Source organism: Salmonella enterica subsp. diarizonae (assembly GCF_008692785.1).
In the GTDB taxonomy this organism is placed as follows: Bacteria; Pseudomonadota; Gammaproteobacteria; order Enterobacterales; family Enterobacteriaceae; genus Salmonella; species Salmonella diarizonae.
In genome coordinates this window covers 182276-199763 of sequence record NZ_VXJV01000001.1, presented here as the reverse complement: position 1 = coordinate 199763, position 17488 = coordinate 182276, and the positions used below count along the sequence as shown (strand labels likewise).

Annotated in this window: 16 protein-coding genes and 4 tRNA genes; 11 read left to right on the top strand and 9 right to left on the bottom strand. The window is 54.2% G+C overall.

What is annotated here, in order from left to right; genetic code table 11:
- Positions 1-100: 100 nt before the first annotated feature.
- Together norW and norV are read right to left on the bottom strand one after the other, a co-directional pair.
- A complete protein-coding gene (norW, locus tag F4V72_RS01000; protein ID WP_053509051.1) occupies positions 101-1234 on the bottom strand; it encodes an NADH:flavorubredoxin reductase NorW in 1134 nt (377 codons plus the stop codon).
- Entirely contained in the window at positions 1231-2670 is a 1440-nt protein-coding gene (norV, locus tag F4V72_RS00995) for an anaerobic nitric oxide reductase flavorubredoxin (RefSeq protein WP_063390735.1), read from the bottom strand. Before norV ends, norW begins: the two co-directional genes overlap by 4 nt.
- 184 nt (positions 2671-2854) lie before the next feature.
- On the opposite strand from norV, the gene norR reads away from it, so the two are divergent.
- Positions 2855-4375, top strand: a complete 1521-nt coding sequence (gene norR / locus F4V72_RS00990) for a nitric oxide reductase transcriptional regulator NorR (protein ID WP_121768196.1) — start codon at positions 2855-2857, stop codon at positions 4373-4375.
- Here norR and gutQ read toward each other — a convergent pair.
- The 7 genes from gutQ to srlA all read right to left on the bottom strand — a co-directional run bounded on the left by gutQ (position 4372) and on the right by srlA (position 9502).
- On the bottom strand, positions 4372-5337 hold the full coding sequence (gene gutQ, locus F4V72_RS00985) for an arabinose-5-phosphate isomerase GutQ (protein ID WP_063390733.1): 966 nt from the start codon (positions 5335-5337) through the stop codon (positions 4372-4374). The genes norR and gutQ overlap by 4 nt on opposite strands.
- Positions 5330-6103 carry a glucitol operon DNA-binding transcriptional repressor SrlR gene (gene srlR, locus F4V72_RS00980; protein ID WP_053509043.1) on the bottom strand — a complete coding sequence of 258 codons (774 nt, stop codon included), beginning with the start codon at positions 6101-6103 and terminating at the stop codon, positions 5330-5332. Before srlR ends, gutQ begins: the two co-directional genes overlap by 8 nt.
- A gap of 267 nt (positions 6104-6370) precedes the next feature.
- Positions 6371-6730 (bottom strand): transcriptional regulator GutM, encoded by a 360-nt coding sequence (gutM, locus tag F4V72_RS00975; RefSeq protein ID WP_000255198.1) that lies wholly within the window; start codon positions 6728-6730, stop codon positions 6371-6373.
- A gap of 76 nt (positions 6731-6806) precedes the next feature.
- Positions 6807-7586: a sorbitol-6-phosphate dehydrogenase gene (gene srlD / locus F4V72_RS00970; protein WP_136058062.1), complete on the bottom strand. Its 780-nt coding sequence runs from the start codon at positions 7584-7586 to the stop codon at positions 6807-6809.
- Between the two features lie 10 nt (positions 7587-7596).
- Positions 7597-7959 carry a PTS glucitol/sorbitol transporter subunit IIA gene (gene srlB / locus F4V72_RS00965; RefSeq protein ID WP_053529353.1) on the bottom strand — a complete coding sequence of 121 codons (363 nt, stop codon included), beginning with the start codon at positions 7957-7959 and terminating at the stop codon, positions 7597-7599.
- 11 nt (positions 7960-7970) lie between these two features.
- Positions 7971-8942: a PTS glucitol/sorbitol transporter subunit IIB gene (srlE, locus tag F4V72_RS00960; protein ID WP_063390732.1), complete on the bottom strand. Its 972-nt coding sequence runs from the start codon at positions 8940-8942 to the stop codon at positions 7971-7973.
- The gene (srlA, locus tag F4V72_RS00955) at positions 8939-9502 is read right to left on the bottom strand and encodes a PTS glucitol/sorbitol transporter subunit IIC (RefSeq protein ID WP_136058063.1); all 564 of its coding nucleotides are present in this window, start codon (positions 9500-9502) and stop codon (positions 8939-8941) included. Before srlA ends, srlE begins: the two co-directional genes overlap by 4 nt.
- A 251-nt stretch (positions 9503-9753) precedes the next feature.
- Between srlA and mltB the strand changes: the two genes are divergently transcribed.
- The 10 genes from mltB to F4V72_RS00900 all read left to right on the top strand — a co-directional run bounded on the left by mltB (position 9754) and on the right by F4V72_RS00900 (position 17317).
- Complete coding sequence (gene mltB, locus F4V72_RS00950) at positions 9754-10833, top strand: lytic murein transglycosylase B (RefSeq protein WP_053509034.1); 1080 nt, start codon at positions 9754-9756, stop codon at positions 10831-10833.
- Positions 10834-11019: 186 nt separating this feature from the next.
- A complete protein-coding gene (pncC, locus tag F4V72_RS00945) occupies positions 11020-11517 on the top strand; it encodes a nicotinamide-nucleotide amidase (protein WP_136058064.1) in 498 nt (165 codons plus the stop codon).
- A gap of 84 nt (positions 11518-11601) precedes the next feature.
- Entirely contained in the window at positions 11602-12663 is a 1062-nt protein-coding gene (gene recA / locus F4V72_RS00940; protein WP_000963148.1) for a recombinase RecA, read from the top strand.
- A gap of 116 nt (positions 12664-12779) precedes the next feature.
- Positions 12780-13280 (top strand): recombination regulator RecX, encoded by a 501-nt coding sequence (gene recX / locus F4V72_RS00935; protein ID WP_053529348.1) that lies wholly within the window; start codon positions 12780-12782, stop codon positions 13278-13280.
- Between the two features lie 235 nt (positions 13281-13515).
- Positions 13516-16146: an alanine--tRNA ligase gene (alaS, locus tag F4V72_RS00925; protein WP_053509028.1), complete on the top strand. Its 2631-nt coding sequence runs from the start codon at positions 13516-13518 to the stop codon at positions 16144-16146.
- A 234-nt stretch (positions 16147-16380) separates the two neighbouring features.
- A complete protein-coding gene (gene csrA / locus F4V72_RS00920) occupies positions 16381-16566 on the top strand; it encodes a carbon storage regulator CsrA (RefSeq protein ID WP_000906486.1) in 186 nt (61 codons plus the stop codon).
- A 303-nt stretch (positions 16567-16869) separates the two neighbouring features.
- Positions 16870-16962, top strand: a tRNA-Ser gene (locus F4V72_RS00915).
- A gap of 3 nt (positions 16963-16965) precedes the next feature.
- Positions 16966-17042 (top strand) — tRNA-Arg (locus F4V72_RS00910).
- Positions 17043-17104: 62 nt separating this feature from the next.
- Positions 17105-17181: transfer RNA gene (locus F4V72_RS00905), tRNA-Arg, on the top strand.
- Positions 17182-17240: 59 nt separating this feature from the next.
- A tRNA-Arg gene (locus F4V72_RS00900) sits at positions 17241-17317 on the top strand.
- The last annotated feature ends 171 nt before the right edge of the window (positions 17318-17488 follow it).

The window sequence follows — 17488 nt, the reverse complement described above, 5'->3', positions numbered from 1 at the left end:
AAACAGGCCGGATGGCGACGCATAGCGTTTTATCCGGCCTGCGGTTGCGTACCGGTGGCGCATTGTGTTTTACCCGCCTTCACCATCCGGCATCAGACATTTACACCGGTAATGATTTCAGCAGAGTGAACGCCTCTTTCATGCGGTCTTCACTCACCACAAAGGCGCGTAGTTGGCCTTCTCCGCTCATGCCTTTGGCAATCATACCGTCAGATTCTGCGGTAATATGCCAGCTCAAATCGCGGCGCTGAGTTTCTCCCGCCAGATGCAGCGGCAGTTCCGGCGTTTTGACTTTGACCAGCATCGCCGGTAGCTTCAGCGGCGCGTTGCCGCCAAGCAGATTTTTCGCCAGGTACATCGCGCTTAACTGGATCGGTTGCAGGAAGGGCAGCACCTGACCGTTGATCTCCGCGCAGTCGCCGATCGCATAAATATCCGGGTGACTGGTCTGTAGATAGCTATCCACGCAGACGCCGCGGTTGATGACTACCCCGGCGCGGCGCGCCAGAGCGGTTTCCGGGCGTAAGCCGGTGGCGGCAATCACCGCATCCACCTCGATGCTACGCTGGCTTGCCAGCGTAGCGCGGATACCGGCTTCGGTTTTCTCCAGTTTTTGCAACTGCGATTTCAGCAGCAGGTGCACCCCCATATCGGTCAGGCGATGTTGTAAGCGGCTGCTCACTTCCGGTGGCATCAGTGAGGCGAGAAGGCTGGCGGCGTTATCCATCAGCGTTACCGTTTTCCCGGCGCGGCAGAAATCCATCGCTAATTCACTGCCAATGAGGCCGCCGCCGACAATCAGCACCCGCTGCGCGTCGCGCAGTTGTGTCTCACAGGCGCGGTACTCCTGCTGGCTATTCAGAGTAAGCATTAACTCACGTCCTGCAATCAGCGGCACAAAGGCCGCCGCCCCGATCGCCAGTACCAGCTTGTCGTACTGCCACTGCTTATCCTGACTTTTCACCACATGGGCATCGGCATCAATGTCAGCAACCCAGGTATGCGGGAACAGGCGCAGATTAAACTGTTCAGCGAATTCCCCCGCTAACTGGCGGGTGAGATCATCGGCGCGCTGCGACTGGCTGATAACGTGGCTGAGATCGGGCTTGTTGTACTCATCCATGCTGTCCGCCGCAATCAGGGTTAACGGCACATTCGCATCTTGTTTACGGATATTTTTGACGAGCTGGCGGGCGGCGAAGCCCGAGCCAATAATTATGATCCCCCGACTCATTTTGCCTCCGTCGCCAGTATGTCGAATACGTCTTTACCTAATGAACATTCCGGGCACAGGAAGTTATCCGACACGTCGCTCCACGGCGTACCCGGCGCGACATCCTGCAACGGTTCGCCCAGCGCAGGGTCGTAAATCCACTGGCATACGCTGCATTGCATTTTAGGGCCGAGGTCTGCGGCGGCGCAGGCTGTGATTTCTTCGGCTGGCGTGGTTTTCTGCGTGGTTTCCGGCAGCGGAGCAAGCGCCCACTGACGCGCGATGTCGCGACCGTGCTGACGGCACAACTCCAGCGCATCCAGATCCGGACGCCATTTCGTTTTCAGACTCAGGGACATTTCAAAACCGGCATCCTGTAAGCGCGTGGACAGTCGATCCACCGCGCCGCCGCTCCAGCCATGAGAACCGAAGGCGCTGGCGCGTTTGTTGCGAAAGCGCAGACCAGTCATCTCTTCCACCAGACCAGCGATTTTCGGCATCATCACGTTGTTCATGGTAGAAGTGCCGACCAGCACGCCTTTCGAACGGAACACGTTGGTCAGAATTTCATTTTTATCGCTGCGGGCGACGTTAAAGATTTTGACCGCCACGTTCGGGTCCACTTCGTTGATACCCTGCGCGATGGCATCCGCCATCATGCGAGTATTGTTCGACATGGTGTCGTAGAAAATAGTGATACGATCTTCCTGATAATCTGCCGCCCATTTCAGATACAGCTCCACGATTTGCATTGGGTTGTCGCGCCATACCACGCCGTGTGAGGTCGCAATCATGTCCACCGGCAGGTTGAAGCCGAGGATTTCGGTAATTTTTGGCGTTACCAGACGGCTGAACGGCGTCAGGATATTGGCATAGTAGCGCTGGCATTGTTCAAACAGTTCGGTCTGGTCAACTTCGTCGTTGAACAGGCGTTCGTCGCAGTAGTGCTGGCCGAAGGCGTCGTTACTGAACAGCACCGCGTCGCCAGTCATATAGGTCATCATGCTGTCCGGCCAGTGCAGCATCGGCGTTTCTACGAAGATTAACTGCTTGCCGTTGCCGATATCCAGCGTATCGCCGGTTTTCACCACCTTAAAATTCCATTCCGGGTGATGGTGATGGCCGTTGATAGAATCAATGGCGTTGGCGGTACAGTAGATAGGCGCGTCCGGGATCTGCGCCATCAGTTCGGTCAGTGCGCCCGCATGGTCTTCTTCGGCATGGTTAATGATGATGTAGTCGATGTCCGCGAGGTCGATTTCACTGCGCAGATTTTGCACAAATTCACGGCTAAACTTATGATCGACGGTATCGATCAGCACATTCTTTTCTTCACGAATGAGATAGCTGTTATAGCTGCTGCCGCGCAGCGTTTTGTATTCGGTTCCGTGAAAATCACGGACTTCCCAGTCGCGCTGGCCAACCCAATGAATATTATTTTTAACCAGAATAGACATAACCACCTCAATTCATTCAACGTTTGCAAAAAGTGTTTTGCTTATTGCAGGTAGTGTGCCAACTTTTCATATAATTGATTTATATGAAATTATAATGATTTTATATTTTTGATGTAGTCAAAAAGACTATAAATAGTACTGTCAATATGACACTATGTATTGTCAAAATGACAATGAGGTAGCCATGAGTTTTTCCGTGGAGGTATTGGCGGGCATCGCCATTGAGTTACAACGCGGCATTGGGCATCAGGATCGTTTTCAGCGGCTGATTACTACGCTGCGTCAGGTGCTGGCGTGCGACGCCTCGGCGCTGTTGCGTTATGAATCACGACAATTTATTCCACTGGCGATTGACGGCCTGGCGCAGGACGTTCTCGGCAGACGTTTTACCCTGGAAGGGCATCCACGCCTGGAGGCCATCGCCCGTGCGGGGGACGTGGTGCGTTTTCCGGCCGATAGCGATTTGCCCGATCCGTATGACGGGTTGATTCCCGGACAGGAAAGCCTGAAAGTCCACGCCTGTGTTGGTCTGCCGTTGTTTGCCGGACAGAACCTCATCGGCGCGCTGACCCTTGATGCCATGACGCCGGAGCAGTTCGAGGTATTCAGCGATGAAGAGCTGCGGCTTATCGCCGCGCTGACCGCCGGGGCATTGAGTAATGCGCTATTGATTGAACAACTGGAAAGCCAGAACATACTGCCGGGGGCGTCTGACGCGTTCGAACCGAGAAAAGAGACGCACATGATCGGCCTGTCGCCTGCGATGATGCAGTTGAAAAAAGAGATCGAGATTGTGGCGAGCTCCGATCTTAACGTGTTGATCGGGGGGGAAACGGGGACCGGTAAAGAGCTGGTGGCGAAAGCTATTCATCAGGGCTCCCCCAGAGCGGTCAATCCGCTGATCTATCTCAACTGCGCCGCACTGCCGGAAAGTGTGGCGGAAAGCGAGCTGTTTGGCCATGTAAAAGGCGCATTTACCGGCGCCATCAGCCACCGTAGCGGAAAGTTCGAAATGGCCGACAGGGGTACGCTGTTTCTGGATGAGATTGGCGAACTGTCGCTGGCGCTACAGGCCAAGCTACTGCGCGTATTGCAGTATGGCGATATTCAACGCGTCGGCGACGATCGCAGCCTGCGCGTGGATGTGCGGGTGTTGGCGGCGACCAACCGAGACCTGCGAGAGGAGGTGCTGGCGGGGCGTTTTCGCGCTGACCTGTTCCATCGCCTGAGCGTTTTCCCGCTCTTTGTGCCGCCGCTGCGCGAGCGCGGCGATGATGTGGTGTTACTGGCGGGCTATTTTTGCGAGCAGTGCCGACTGCGGCTGGGGCTGTCCCGTGTGGTGCTGAGTCCCGGCGCGCGCCGTCATTTGCTCAACTATGGCTGGCCAGGCAACGTTCGGGAGCTGGAACATGCCATTCACCGTGCGGTCGTGCTGGCGAGAGCGACCCTAGCAGGGGGGGAGGTGGTACTGGAGGCGCAGCATTTTGCCTTGTCAGATGACGTTTTACCCACGCCGCCTGCGGAAAGCGATCTGGCGCTGCCGACCTGCCGCAATTTGCGTGAATCGACGGAGAACTTCCAGCGAGAGATGATTCGCCAGGCGCTGGCGCAAAATAATCACAATTGGGCGGCCAGCGCGCGGGCGCTGGAAACCGACGTCGCCAACCTGCACCGGCTGGCGAAGCGTCTGGGACTGAAGGATTAGAGAATGCCTGCCTGGTAAAAATCCTGCAGGTTAATGGCGCCGGTGAGTTTACCGTTTTCATCGACCACCGGCGCGGCGGTGATTTTGCGCTTCATCAGGATCTCTTTGGCGTCAATGGCGCGGCTTTGCGCCTGGAGCGTAATTCCGTTGGGTGTCATGGCTTCGCTTACCGGCGTGCTGAGCGCACCGCCGCTCACCAGCCAGCGACGCAGGTCGCCGTCGGTAAAGACGCCTTTCACAATATGTTGCTCATCGCAAACCGCCACCAGCCCCAGCCCGGTACGACTAAGTTCCAGCATGGCATCCATCACGCTGGTGGTGAGCATCACCTGCGGTATTGCATTGCCCTGGCGCATCAGGTGATGCACATTATTAAGTAAACGCGCGCCCAGTGCGCCAGCCGGATGCGAACGGGCGAAATCTTCTTCGTTAAAACCGCGTGCCTGCATTACTGCCATCGCCAGCGCATCGCCCATCATCAGCGTGTTGACGGTACTGGACGTCGGCGCCAGATGCATCGGGCAGGCTTCACGCTCGACGGAAATATCCAGAACGGCTTTTGCCGCTCGCCCCAGCGGAGAGTGAGGTTTACCGGTCATCGCCAGCAGCGCGACGGATTTATCTTCCAGACGCGGGATGATGAGGTCGAGTTCTTTTGCGCCGCCGGAATAGGAAATAAATAACATCACGTCACGGCTTTCAATCATCCCCAGATCGCCATGTAGCGCTTCCGCAGGATGAACAAAAAAAGCGGGAGTACCGGTACTGGCAAGCGTCGCGGCGATTTTTTTACCAATATGGCCTGACTTGCCAATACCGGAAACGATCACTTTGCCTTCACAGTGAATAATGATATTGGCGGCGCGGATAAAATCATCGCCCAGGCGCTCCGGCAGACGGCTGGCTTCCTGTAACTCCAGCATTAAGGTCTGACGGCCCGCATTTAGTAGTGCATCACTCATTGGTTTCTCCGGTTATGATAACGGTAATCCCTTTCTCTTCCAGCGCCTGACGAAATACCGGATCGATACCGGCGTCCGTGATCAGTTTGTCGACGCTTTCCAGACTGCACACCACATTGGGGCTTTTACGACCAAATTTTGAGGAGTCCGCCATCAGAATCACCTCGCGTGCGGCATTGCACATTGCCTTACTGACGGTGTAAACCTCGTTAAACGTGGTCACGCCGGCGTTCAGGTCAATACCGTCAGTCCCCATGAAAAGTTTATCAAAGGTGAACTGTTCAAAGGCGTTTTCCGCTAGCTGACCGTGAAACGACGCCGACTTTTTACGGAAGGTGCCGCCGGGCATCAGGATAGTTTGTTCGTTGTCCAGTTCCGATAGCGCGTTGACAATATGCAGGCTGTTGGTCATAACCGTGATGTTGCTAAAACGCGAAAGCAACGGCACCATCTGTAACACTGTGCTTCCTGCATCCAGAATAATGGAGTCGCCGTCATGGATATATTTCACGGCGGTTGCGGCTATCAGCGCTTTTTTGTGGGTATTGATAAGCGTTTTGTGATCAATAGGCGGATCGGACTCTTCTTTATTCAACACCACGCCGCCATAGGTACGGATGACGGTTCCGGCATTTTCCAGAATGACCAGATCTTTGCGGATAGTGGTGCCTGTCGTGTCAAAGTACTGGGCCAGTTCTTCAACCGAGCATTTTCCCTGTTTTTGCAGGTGCTCCAGAATCGCGGCCTGACGCTGACGAGGTTTCATAGGCGTGATTACCCTGACTTATCTATTTACCCGTCATACTTCAAGTTGCATGTGCGTTGGCATGACTCGGTCCTCCGGGCCTCGCCCTAAAGGGCCGCCGCAAGCGGCGTTCAAATCGGCCTTGCCAATTTGTCCTCGCTCACCCCGGTCACGTACTGATGTACGCACCTGGGGATTCGCTGCGTCGCCGCCTTCCTGCAACTCGAATTATTTAGGGTATTGGTTGCAAAATGATAATTTCGCAAGCTATTCGCATTCACAACGAAATTACCCATGTTTCAGTTTAAGCGCCAATGATAGTGCATTCTGCGCGAGCGAATCATGGGGAAAGATCACATCAGGCTGTAATTCATGCAAATGTTTTCCTTGCATTGCGGCAATTTTAACCGGTCTGGCGAATACCGTAAGGCCTTTCATCAATAAAGTGTCCGTCACCCGCTGCTGTTCATCCAGCGCCACGGCAACCACCACCCGAGGCTTAAAACGCCCGCCGGAGCGCCCGACGCCGACCCGCCCCTGCTGGCTAAGTTTATCGAAAGCCCGATTAAAGCGGGAGATCTGCCAGCCGCCCAGCGCCAGTTGTGCGCACCAGGCGATAACGGCGACGGTAATCAGAGTGGAAACCATAGTGTGCTCCTGTTGTTTTACCTGATGGCGCCGTAGGCCGGATAAGGCGTTTACGCCGCTATCCGGCAATTCACGGTCAAAACATCACCTGACCGCCGGTTACGTTGATCGACTGCCCGGTGCAATAAGACGCTTTCGGGCTGGCATAAAATAGCAGCATGTTCAGCACATCCTGATAATCACACCCTCGTTTGAGCGGCACCTTATCAATGTAATACTGTTCCACCTCGTCGGGCTTAATGCCCAGTTTAGTGGCGTATTGCGGCAGTAACGACTGAAACATCGGCGATTTCAACAGGTTGCCGAGCATCAGCGAATGTACGGTAATGCCGTATTCCGCCAGGTCCAGCGCCAGAGACTGGGTTAACCCCACGCCGCCGAATTTCGCCGCGCTGTAGCCGGAGTTGTGTTTACTGCCCACTTTGCCTGATTTAGAGTTAATCTGAATGATACGCCCCTGAATGCCGTCGCGGATCATCAGGCGGGAAAACTCACGGGCGCAGAGGAAATAGCCCACCAGATTCACCTGTAACGAGCGGTCAAAATCGCCGAGCTGGAAATCGCTGATAAACGCCGCTTTGGCGATACCCGCGCTGTAGACCAGTAGATCGACGCGCCCGAAAATCTCATCTACGCCGCGGGAAAGCGCCAGCGCGCTCTGCTCGCTGGTGGCGTCGGCGCCAAAACTGTACGCCATCCTTTCGCCAAAATCGGCGTTAATTTCCTGGGCGACATTCGCGGCTTTATCGCTTTGAATATCAACGACCGCCACGCGGTATCCTTCTTCTGCAAGCCCACGGCAAAGGAATGCCCCCAGGGTCTGGCCTCCGCCAATGACAACGGCAACTTGATTCATGTTTTTCTCCTTAAGCGACAAACGTCAAAATACAGCCCGGCGCGATATCGTCCGGTACTGGCCCCGCAACGTGTACGGTGCCGGGAAATTCCGCTTCGCGCAGACCGTCGAAACGCAGAGTGATATGCCCCAGTTCACGCAGGTTTTGCTCGGCTACGCTGCCAACCGCCGTGACCGGATAGCTATGCTGGCCCAGCTCAAACCGCGCGCCAGGCTGCAGCGCGCCGTTCATTTCGCCATGACAATGGATGAAGCAAAATTCTTCGATATCCGCCGGCGCGCCTTCCCGAAACGTAATCAGCATCTGTTCGCCGAGCGCTTCCGTCGCACTCTGGCCGATACGGGTGATGGTGGTTTGATAAATCACGCTCATATCTGAACCTCTTATTGATAAATAAAGCCGGAAACAAACCAGGCGATAAGCACCGTAGGCGCGCCAGTCAGGAAGCGTCCGACCAGCACAGAGGGCACGCCGACGCGAACGGTGTCTTGTTTCGCTTCCGCCAGCGATAAGCCGACCGGGATGAAGTCGCAGGCCGCCTGCGCGTTAATCGCGAACAGGGCGGGAAGCGCCAGATGTGGAGGAATATTGCCCAGACCTATCTGAACGCCGATCAGGACGCCAATGACCTGCGCGATAACCGCACCAGGGCCGAGAAATGGCGACAGCAGAGGGAAAGAGCAGATCAATGCCAGCGTCACCAGCCCCAGCGGCTGGCTGGCTAATGGCGCCAGGCCGTGGGCGATCCAGTCGCCAAGACCTGAGGCCATAATGATACCGATCAGCGCTGACACGAACGCCATAAATGGCAGAATGGTTTTTAGCACCGTATCAATGGTGTCGCGGCCGGACTGGAACAGTACCGCCACGGCGGAGCCCATTCCCATGCCGACTTTTGCCAGCAGGCCGTCGCTTTGCTCGGTGATTTTTTTGCTGGTGTCGTAGTCACGTCCTGCTGTCGCTGCGGCAGGCTGCGGGCTGGCAGACGTTTCGCCGACAAGAGTAATGTTTTCTTCTTTTACGCCGGAGACATAAATATCCTCAACAATATACTGCGCGAGCGGGCCGGACTTACCCGTCGAGTGAATATTAATAGTTGGAATCCGGCGTTTCGGGTAGATACCGCAGCGTAGCGTACCGCCGCAGTCGATAATGGCCGCGCCGATCTCCGCTTCCTGCGGTTCGCCTTCTTTAAAGCCGTCCACTGCTTGCCAGCCTGTTAGCTGCGCCAGTTTGTCGACGATCGCCGGGCGCGTACCGGCTGTGATATAGACGATCTTTTTGCCTGGCGTAACGTCCAGTTCAAGCGGGCCGCCCCAGCCGCCGGTGCCTTTCTCAATACGAACCCGAGTCATGATGCCGCTCCTGTCAGATGAACTTTCTGATCAAGTTGAATCCCCATTTTTTTCTCAAAAATAGCGGTGGTGAGATCGGTGACCCAACCGCGGAAGAAGTTCGTCACCAGACCTACCAGCAGATAGCTCACCGCGAGCGGACCGAGAGGAAGCCCTAACGTGGTGAGTCCGCTGGCGATCCCCAGATAAACAAACAGTTCGCCGGGATTGATATGCGGAAACAGACCGTTCATGGAGTGACAGCTATAGGAGGCCGCCGTGTAATAGCTCGGCTTGTACCTCTCCGGCATAAAGCGTCCCAGACTCAGAGTCATCGGATTACAAAAAACAAACGTCCCGATGCACGGTAAAAGCAGGTAGCGGGATAGCGGATTTCCGGCGCAGCGTTGGGCAAAACGCTCAATACGCTGCTGGCCGATAAAATTGATGAGCGCATTCATGATAACCAGCAGGCTTATCAGTAGCGGAAGAATGCCTGTCACCATACCGGTAAACACCTCTCCGCCTTTCTGGAATAACCCGATGAACCACTCCGCACCATGTGTAATGGTTTCGATCATTGTTCTCTCCTGTAGGGTTTTTAGTTTTTTTGCTAAGCTCTCGTTCATTTTAATCATATTGAAAGATTTAAAAGTGTTATTTTGATCGCAAAATAAAAGTAAAATATTTTAAGTTGAAAGATTTGTGGGGGGAGAACAGGTACAACCAGAAAAGGGATGAAGGGGGATTTATTCTCTTACGTCGCTTCCTTGTGCGACGGGGGATGTTTTACCATACTTCTCCCTGGCTGAATTTGTTTAATGGATGTCTCATGTTCAAGCGTCGTTATGTAGCGTTACTTCCACTTTGCGTATTGCTTGCTGCCTGTAGCAGCACACCAAAATCTTCCGACACTCAAACGACGACGGGCACGCCTTCCGGTGGCTTCCTGCTTGAGCCGCAGCATAACGTCATGCAAATGGGCGGCGACTTCGCCAACAACCCTAATGCGCAGCAGTTCATTGATAAAATGGTCAGTAAACACGGTTTCGACCGTCAGCAACTGCAGGAGATCCTCTCGCAGTCTAAAAGACTGGATTACGTTCTGCGTCTGATGGACAGACAAGCGCCGACCACTCAGCCGCCCGCCGGACCAAATGGTGCCTGGCTGCGCTACCGCAAACAATTTATTACGCCGGATAACGTGCAAAACGGTGTCGTGTTCTGGAATCAGTATGAAGACGCCCTGAACCGCGCCTGGCAGGTATACGGCGTACCGCCGGAAATCATCGTGGGCATCATCGGCGTGGAAACCCGCTGGGGACGTATCATGGGGAAAACACGGATTCTGGACGCGTTAGCGACGCTGTCATTTAACTATCCGCGCCGGGCGGAATATTTCTCCGGCGAGCTGGAAACCTTTCTGCTCATGGCGCGCGATGAACAAGACGATCCGCTCAATCTGAAAGGTTCTTTTGCGGGCGCGATGGGCTATGGACAGTTTATGCCGTCTTCCTATAAAGAATTCGCGGTTGATTTTAATGGCGACAATCACATCAATCTATGGGACCCGGTTGATGCCATCGGCAGCGTGGCGAATTATTTCAAGGCGCATGGCTGGGTGAAAGGCGATGCGGTCGCGATACCCGCTAATGGTCAGGCGCCGGGACTGGCGAATGGTTTCAAAACAAAATACAGCATCTCTCAGCTTGCCGCCGCAGGCTTAACGCCGCAGCAATCGTTGGGCAATTATCAGGAAGCCAGCCTGCTTCGTCTGGATATCGGTACGGGCTATCAGTACTGGTACGGCCTGCCGAACTTCTACACTATTACCCGTTATAACCACAGCACGCATTATGCGATGGCGGTTTGGCAACTGGGGCAGGCGGTAGCGCTAGCGCGGGTGCGCTAATTTGCTCTGCGCTTATCCGGCCCTCCCCACAGGCCGGATAAGATGCCTGGGCATCGTCATCCGGCAATGTTTTCCGCCGACCAACGAATTTTTCGGAACCCTCCTCGTAAAATCGACCGCCCGTCCCCATCTCTGGTTGGAAAGTGCTATCTTGTCCGGCAGGATTTCTAACTGACAGAGGTCATAATGACGGACAGTGAACTGATGCGGCTTAGCGAACAGGTCGGGCTGGCGTTAAAAGCGCGCAGGGCGACCGTAACGACAGCGGAGTCCTGTACCGGCGGTTGGCTGGCGAAAACCATTACCGACATCGCCGGAAGCTCCGCCTGGTTTGAACGCGGCTTTGTCACCTATAGTAATGAAGCCAAAGCGCAGATGATTGGCGTGCGTGAAGAGACCCTGGCGCAGCATGGCGCGGTCAGCGAACCCGTAGTGGTAGAAATGGCGATTGGGGCGCTGAAGGCCGCTCGCGCCGATTTTGCTGTCGCTATTAGCGGGATTGCCGGGCCGGATGGCGGCAGTGAAGAAAAGCCGGTTGGGACGGTGTGGTTTGCTTTCGCCAGCATCAGCGGAGAAGGGATTACGCGTCGGGAATGCTTCAGCGGCGACCGTGAATCGGTGCGTCGACAGGCGACGACATACGCGCTACAAACCCTGCGGCAACAATTTCTACAAAACACTTGATACTGTATGAGCATACAGTATAATTACTTCAACAGTACAAATTCACTATCCGGTTCAATACCAAGTTGCATGACAGGAGTAATAATGGCTATCGACGAAAACAAACAGAAAGCGTTGGCGGCAGCACTGGGCCAAATTGAAAAGCAATTTGGTAAAGGCTCCATCATGCGTCTGGGTGAAGACCGCTCTATGGATGTGGAAACTATCTCCACCGGTTCGCTTTCACTGGACATCGCACTCGGCGCGGGCGGTCTGCCGATGGGCCGTATCGTCGAAATTTACGGGCCGGAATCTTCCGGTAAAACGACCCTGACGCTGCAGGTGATTGCCGCAGCGCAGCGTGAAGGTAAAACCTGTGCGTTTATCGATGCGGAACACGCGCTTGACCCCGTTTACGCCCGCAAGCTGGGCGTTGATATCGATAACCTGCTCTGTTCCCAGCCGGATACCGGCGAGCAGGCGCTGGAAATCTGTGACGCGCTGGCGCGCTCAGGCGCGGTGGACGTCATTGTGGTCGACTCCGTAGCGGCGCTAACGCCGAAAGCGGAAATCGAAGGCGAAATCGGCGACTCTCACATGGGCCTCGCGGCGCGTATGATGAGCCAGGCGATGCGTAAGCTGGCGGGAAACCTGAAACAGTCCAACACGCTGTTGATTTTCATCAACCAGATCCGTATGAAGATTGGCGTGATGTTCGGCAACCCGGAAACGACGACTGGCGGTAACGCGCTGAAATTCTACGCCTCTGTTCGTCTTGATATCCGTCGTATTGGCGCGGTGAAAGAGGGCGATAACGTCGTGGGTAGCGAAACGCGTGTGAAAGTGGTGAAAAACAAAATCGCCGCGCCGTTTAAGCAGGCTGAGTTCCAGATCCTCTACGGCGAAGGTATCAACTTCTATGGCGAACTGGTTGACCTGGGCGTGAAAGAGAAGCTGATCGAGAAAGCGGGCGCATGGTACAGCTACAACGGCGAGAAGATCGGTCAGGGTAAAGCGAACGCGACTACCTGGCTGAAAGAGAACCCGGCGACAGCGAAAGAGATCGAGAAAAAAGTGCGTGAATTACTGTTGAGTAATCAGAATGCCACGCCCGATTTCTCCGTTGACGATAGCGAAGGCGTTGCAGAAACCAACGAAGATTTTTAATCGTCAGGTGATGGTTGGTCGGACAAAACGAAGTAGCCATTCGGCAAAACGTTAAATTATCATCAAGGGCTGCATTTATGCGGCCCTTTTTGCATATACCCTTGTTAAGGTTTTTTATGAGTGAACCCACATCGCGCCGTCCCGCTTATGCTCGTCTCCTTGATCGTGCGGTACGTATCCTTGCTGTTCGCGATCACAGCGAGCAGGAATTACGGCGTAAACTCTCCGCGCCGGTGATGGGCAAAAATGGGCCGGAAGAGATTGATGCGACGGCAGACGATTATGAGCGCGTGATCGCCTGGTGCCACGAACATCACTATCTTGATGACGAGCGCTTCGTGATGCGCTTTATCGCCAGTCGTAGCCGTAAAGGCTACGGCCCGGCGCGTATTCGTCAGGAGTTGAATCAGAAAGGCATCACCCGCGAATCGACAGAAAAAGCGATGCGCGAATGTGAAATTGACTGGAGTGAAATGGCGCGTGAACAGGCTGTTCGCAAATATGGCGAGCCGCTCCCTTCAACCTTTTCAGAAAAGGTTAAAGTACAGCGCTTTTTACTCTATCGCGGGTATCTGATGGACGATATCCAGCAAATATGGCGAAATTTTGCAGATTGAGCGCATACGGGATTTTACTTCCCGGTAAAGAAAACTTATCTTATTCCCACTTTTTCCGTCTGGACGCGGGTTGCTTAACGGCGAACAGCGTCTGCGACGAATATTCCTTAAATACACAAAATCATTCAAGCCGCATCAAAGCGGCAAGTGAGCCTCGGGAACGAGTGACCGGGGAACTCGCAGCCAACGCAGAGGCGGCTTGAAGGATGAAGTGTAGCTTGATTTCAGGATAATTATGAGCAAGAGCACCGCTGAGATCCGTCAGGCGTTTCTCGACTTTTTCCATAGTAAAGGACATCAGGTAGTTGCCAGCAGTTCCCTGGTGCCCAACAATGACCCCACTCTGTTGTTTACCAACGCCGGGATGAACCAGTTCAAGGATGTTTTCCTTGGGCTCGATAAGCGTAATTATTCCCGTGCTACCACTTCCCAGCGTTGCGTACGCGCGGGGGGTAAACATAACGATCTGGAAAACGTCGGATACACTGCACGTCACCATACTTTCTTCGAAATGCTGGGTAACTTCAGCTTCGGCGATTACTTCAAACACGACGCCATTCAGTTCGCATGGGAATTACTGACCGGTGAAAACTGGTTTGCTCTGCCAAAAGAGCGTTTATGGGTCACCGTCTATGAAACCGACGACGAAGCCTATGAGATCTGGGAAAAAGAGGTCGGCATCCCGCGCGAGCGTATCATCCGTATCGGCGACAATAAAGGCGCGCCATACGCATCGGATAACTTCTGGCAGATGGGCGACACCGGTCCCTGTGGTCCGTGCACCGAAATCTTCTACGATCATGGCGACCATATCTGGGGCGGCCCTCCGGGAAGCCCGGAAGAAGACGGCGATCGCTATATTGAGATCTGGAACATCGTCTTTATGCAGTTCAACCGTCAGGCTGACGGGACTATGGAACCATTACCGAAACCGTCTGTAGATACCGGTATGGGGCTGGAGCGTATTGCCGCGGTACTGCAACACGTTAACTCTAACTATGAAATCGACCTGTTCCGCACGTTGATTGAAGCGGTAGCGAAAGTCACCGGCGCCACCGATCTGGGCAATAAATCGCTGCGCGTTATCGCCGACCACATCCGTTCCTGCGCATTCCTGGTTGCCGATGGCGTGCTGCCGTCGAATGAAAACCGTGGTTATGTGCTGCGTCGCATTATTCGTCGCGCGGTTCGTCACGGCAACATGCTGGGCGCGAAAGAGACCTTCTTCTACAAGCTGGTTGGGCCGCTGATTGAGGTAATGGGCTCCGCAGGCGAAGAGTTGAAACGTCAGCAGGCGCAGGTCGAACAGGTTCTGAAAACGGAAGAAGAGCAGTTCGCCCGTACGCTGGAGCGCGGTCTGGCGCTGCTGGATGAAGAACTGGCGAAATTGCAGGGCGACACCCTGGACGGCGAAACCGCTTTCCGTCTGTATGACACTTATGGTTTCCCGGTCGATCTGACGGCGGACGTCTGCCGTGAGCGTAATATCAAAGTCGATGAAGCCGGTTTTGAAGCCGCCATGGAAGAGCAACGCCGTCGTGCGCGCGAAGCCAGCGGTTTTGGCGCGGACTACAACGCGATGATCCGCGTTGATAGCGCTTCTGAATTTAAAGGTTATGACCATCTGGAACTGAACGGCAAAGTGACTGCGCTGTTTGTCGATGGTAAAGCGGTTGAGGCGATTAACGCGGGGCAGGAAGCCGTTGTCGTGCTGGATCAGACTCCATTCTATGCGGAATCAGGCGGTCAGGTTGGCGATAAAGGCGAGCTGAAAGGCGCTGGATTTACTTTCGCTGTGGACGACACGCAAAAATATGGTCAGGCGATTGGTCACCTCGGCAAATTGTCTGCGGGCGCTCTGAAAGTGGGCGATGCGGTACAGGCTGACGTAGATGAAGTACGCCGCGCACGTATCCGTCTGAACCACTCCGCCACACACCTGATGCACGCGGCGTTGCGCCAGGTGCTTGGGGCACACGTTGCGCAGAAAGGTTCGCTGGTTAGCGATAAAGTGCTGCGCTTCGACTTCTCGCACAATGAAGCGATGAAGCCGTCGGAGATCCGTGAGGTTGAAGATTTGGTGAATGCGCAAATCCGTCGCAATTTGCCGATCGAAACGCATATTATGGATCTCGAAGCCGCGAAGGCGAAAGGCGCAATGGCGCTGTTTGGCGAGAAATATGACGAACGTGTACGCGTTCTGAGCATGGGCGACTTCTCCACCGAGCTGTGCGGCGGTACCCACGCAACGCGTACCGGTGATATCGGTCTATTCCGTATTATCTCTGAGTCCGGTACCGCAGCAGGCGTTCGTCGTATTGAGGCGGTAACCGGTGAAGGCGCCATGGCCACCGTTCACGCGCAAAGCGATCGCTTAAACGATATTGCACATCTGCTGAAGGGCGACAGCCAGAATCTGGGTGACAAAGTGCGGGCTGTGCTGGAACGTACGCGTCAGTTGGAAAAAGAGTTGCAGCAGTTGAAGGACCAGGCCGCAGCGCAGGAGAGCGCGAATCTTTCCAGTAAAGCGGTCGATCTCAACGGCGTGAAGCTCCTGGTCAGCGAGCTTGCTGGCGTTGAGCCGAAAATGCTGCGAACCATGGTTGATGATCTGAAAAATCAACTGGGGTCTACCGTTATCGTACTGGCAACGGTTGTTGAAGGTAAGGTTTCTCTGATTGCGGGCGTGTCGAAGGATGTGACTGACCGGGTAAAAGCAGGGGAGCTGATTGGTATGGTCGCTCAGCAGGTGGGCGGTAAGGGTGGCGGTCGTCCGGACATGGCGCAAGCCGGTGGTACGGATGCGGCAGCTCTGCCTGCAGCGTTAGCCAGTGTACAAGGCTGGGTCAGCGCAAAATTGCAATAATTATAAGCGTTCGTTGGCGCCGCAGCCCGTGCTGCGGCGTTTACGTCGACGCTATCGACAACGATAAAGTCAGGTTGAAGTTTTGTATATCGGCTAAACTTAGGTTTAACAGAATGTAATGCCATGACTGCTTACACCTAAGGTGTTTGTCATCGCTTACTTTTTGGCGTTATATGATGGATAATGCCGGGATACAGAGAGACCCGACTCTTTTAATCTTTCAAGGAGCAAAGAATGCTGATTCTGACTCGTCGAGTTGGTGAGACCCTCATGATTGGCGATGAGGTCACCGTGACAGTTTTAGGGGTGAAGGGCAACCAGGTGCGCATTGGCGTGAACGCCCCGAAAGAAGTTTCTGTCCATCGTGAAGAGATCTACCAGCGTATCCAGGCTGAAAAATCCCAGCAGTCCAGTTACTAAGGTTTTCGCGTCTCACTTTTCGGGTGAGACGCGGCCTCTCTTCTTGTTCGCCCATGTTGTTCCTTCATTACTTTTTTTAATCTCACTGCTGATATGTTGCGCTTTGGCGGCCAGCGTGTCATCAAATTATCTGTTGATAAAACACTCTTTTTGGCTTTTTTACAGACTAATTGAGCGTGAAGTGTGCAAACGATAAAAGCTCTGGAAAAATTGTTTGACTTATAAGTCCCAGAAAGTAATATGTGCGCCACGCAGCGACGATGAGCAGAAACAAGTTCTTCGAAGCACTCGTAAGAGGCGTGTGGTGAGGTGGCCGAGAGGCTGAAGGCGCTCCCCTGCTAAGGGAGTATGCGGTCAAAAGCTGCATCCGGGGTTCGAATCCCCGCCTCACCGCCATTTGCATCCGTAGCTCAGCTGGATAGAGTACTCGGCTACGAACCGAGCGGTCGGAGGTTCGAATCCTCCCGGATGCACCATCTCTTACTTGATACGGCTTTCACAGCGGTATCAAAATCTGCAGTAAAGTAAGTTTCCCGATGCATCCGTAGCTCAGCTGGATAGAGTACTCGGCTACGAACCGAGCGGTCGGAGGTTCGAATCCTCCCGGATGCACCATCTTACTTAGTGTGGCAGTAAATGCGACATCAAATCTTGTAGTAAACATCATTTCCGATGCATCCGTAGCTCAGCTGGATAGAGTACTCGGCTACGAACCGAGCGGTCGGAGGTTCGAATCCTCCCGGATGCACCATATTCCCCGTACTTTCAGCGATGAAGATGCGGATGCGATGGCAGTAATAACCCCAGGCACCAGGAAGGATAACGTTGCTTCAGCAACGGCCCGTAAGGCAAGTAATCTTCCTGTATGCGTCATTTCCCTGCGATCGGTTTTCCCCTTATCCTGAACATTCCTCTTTATCTC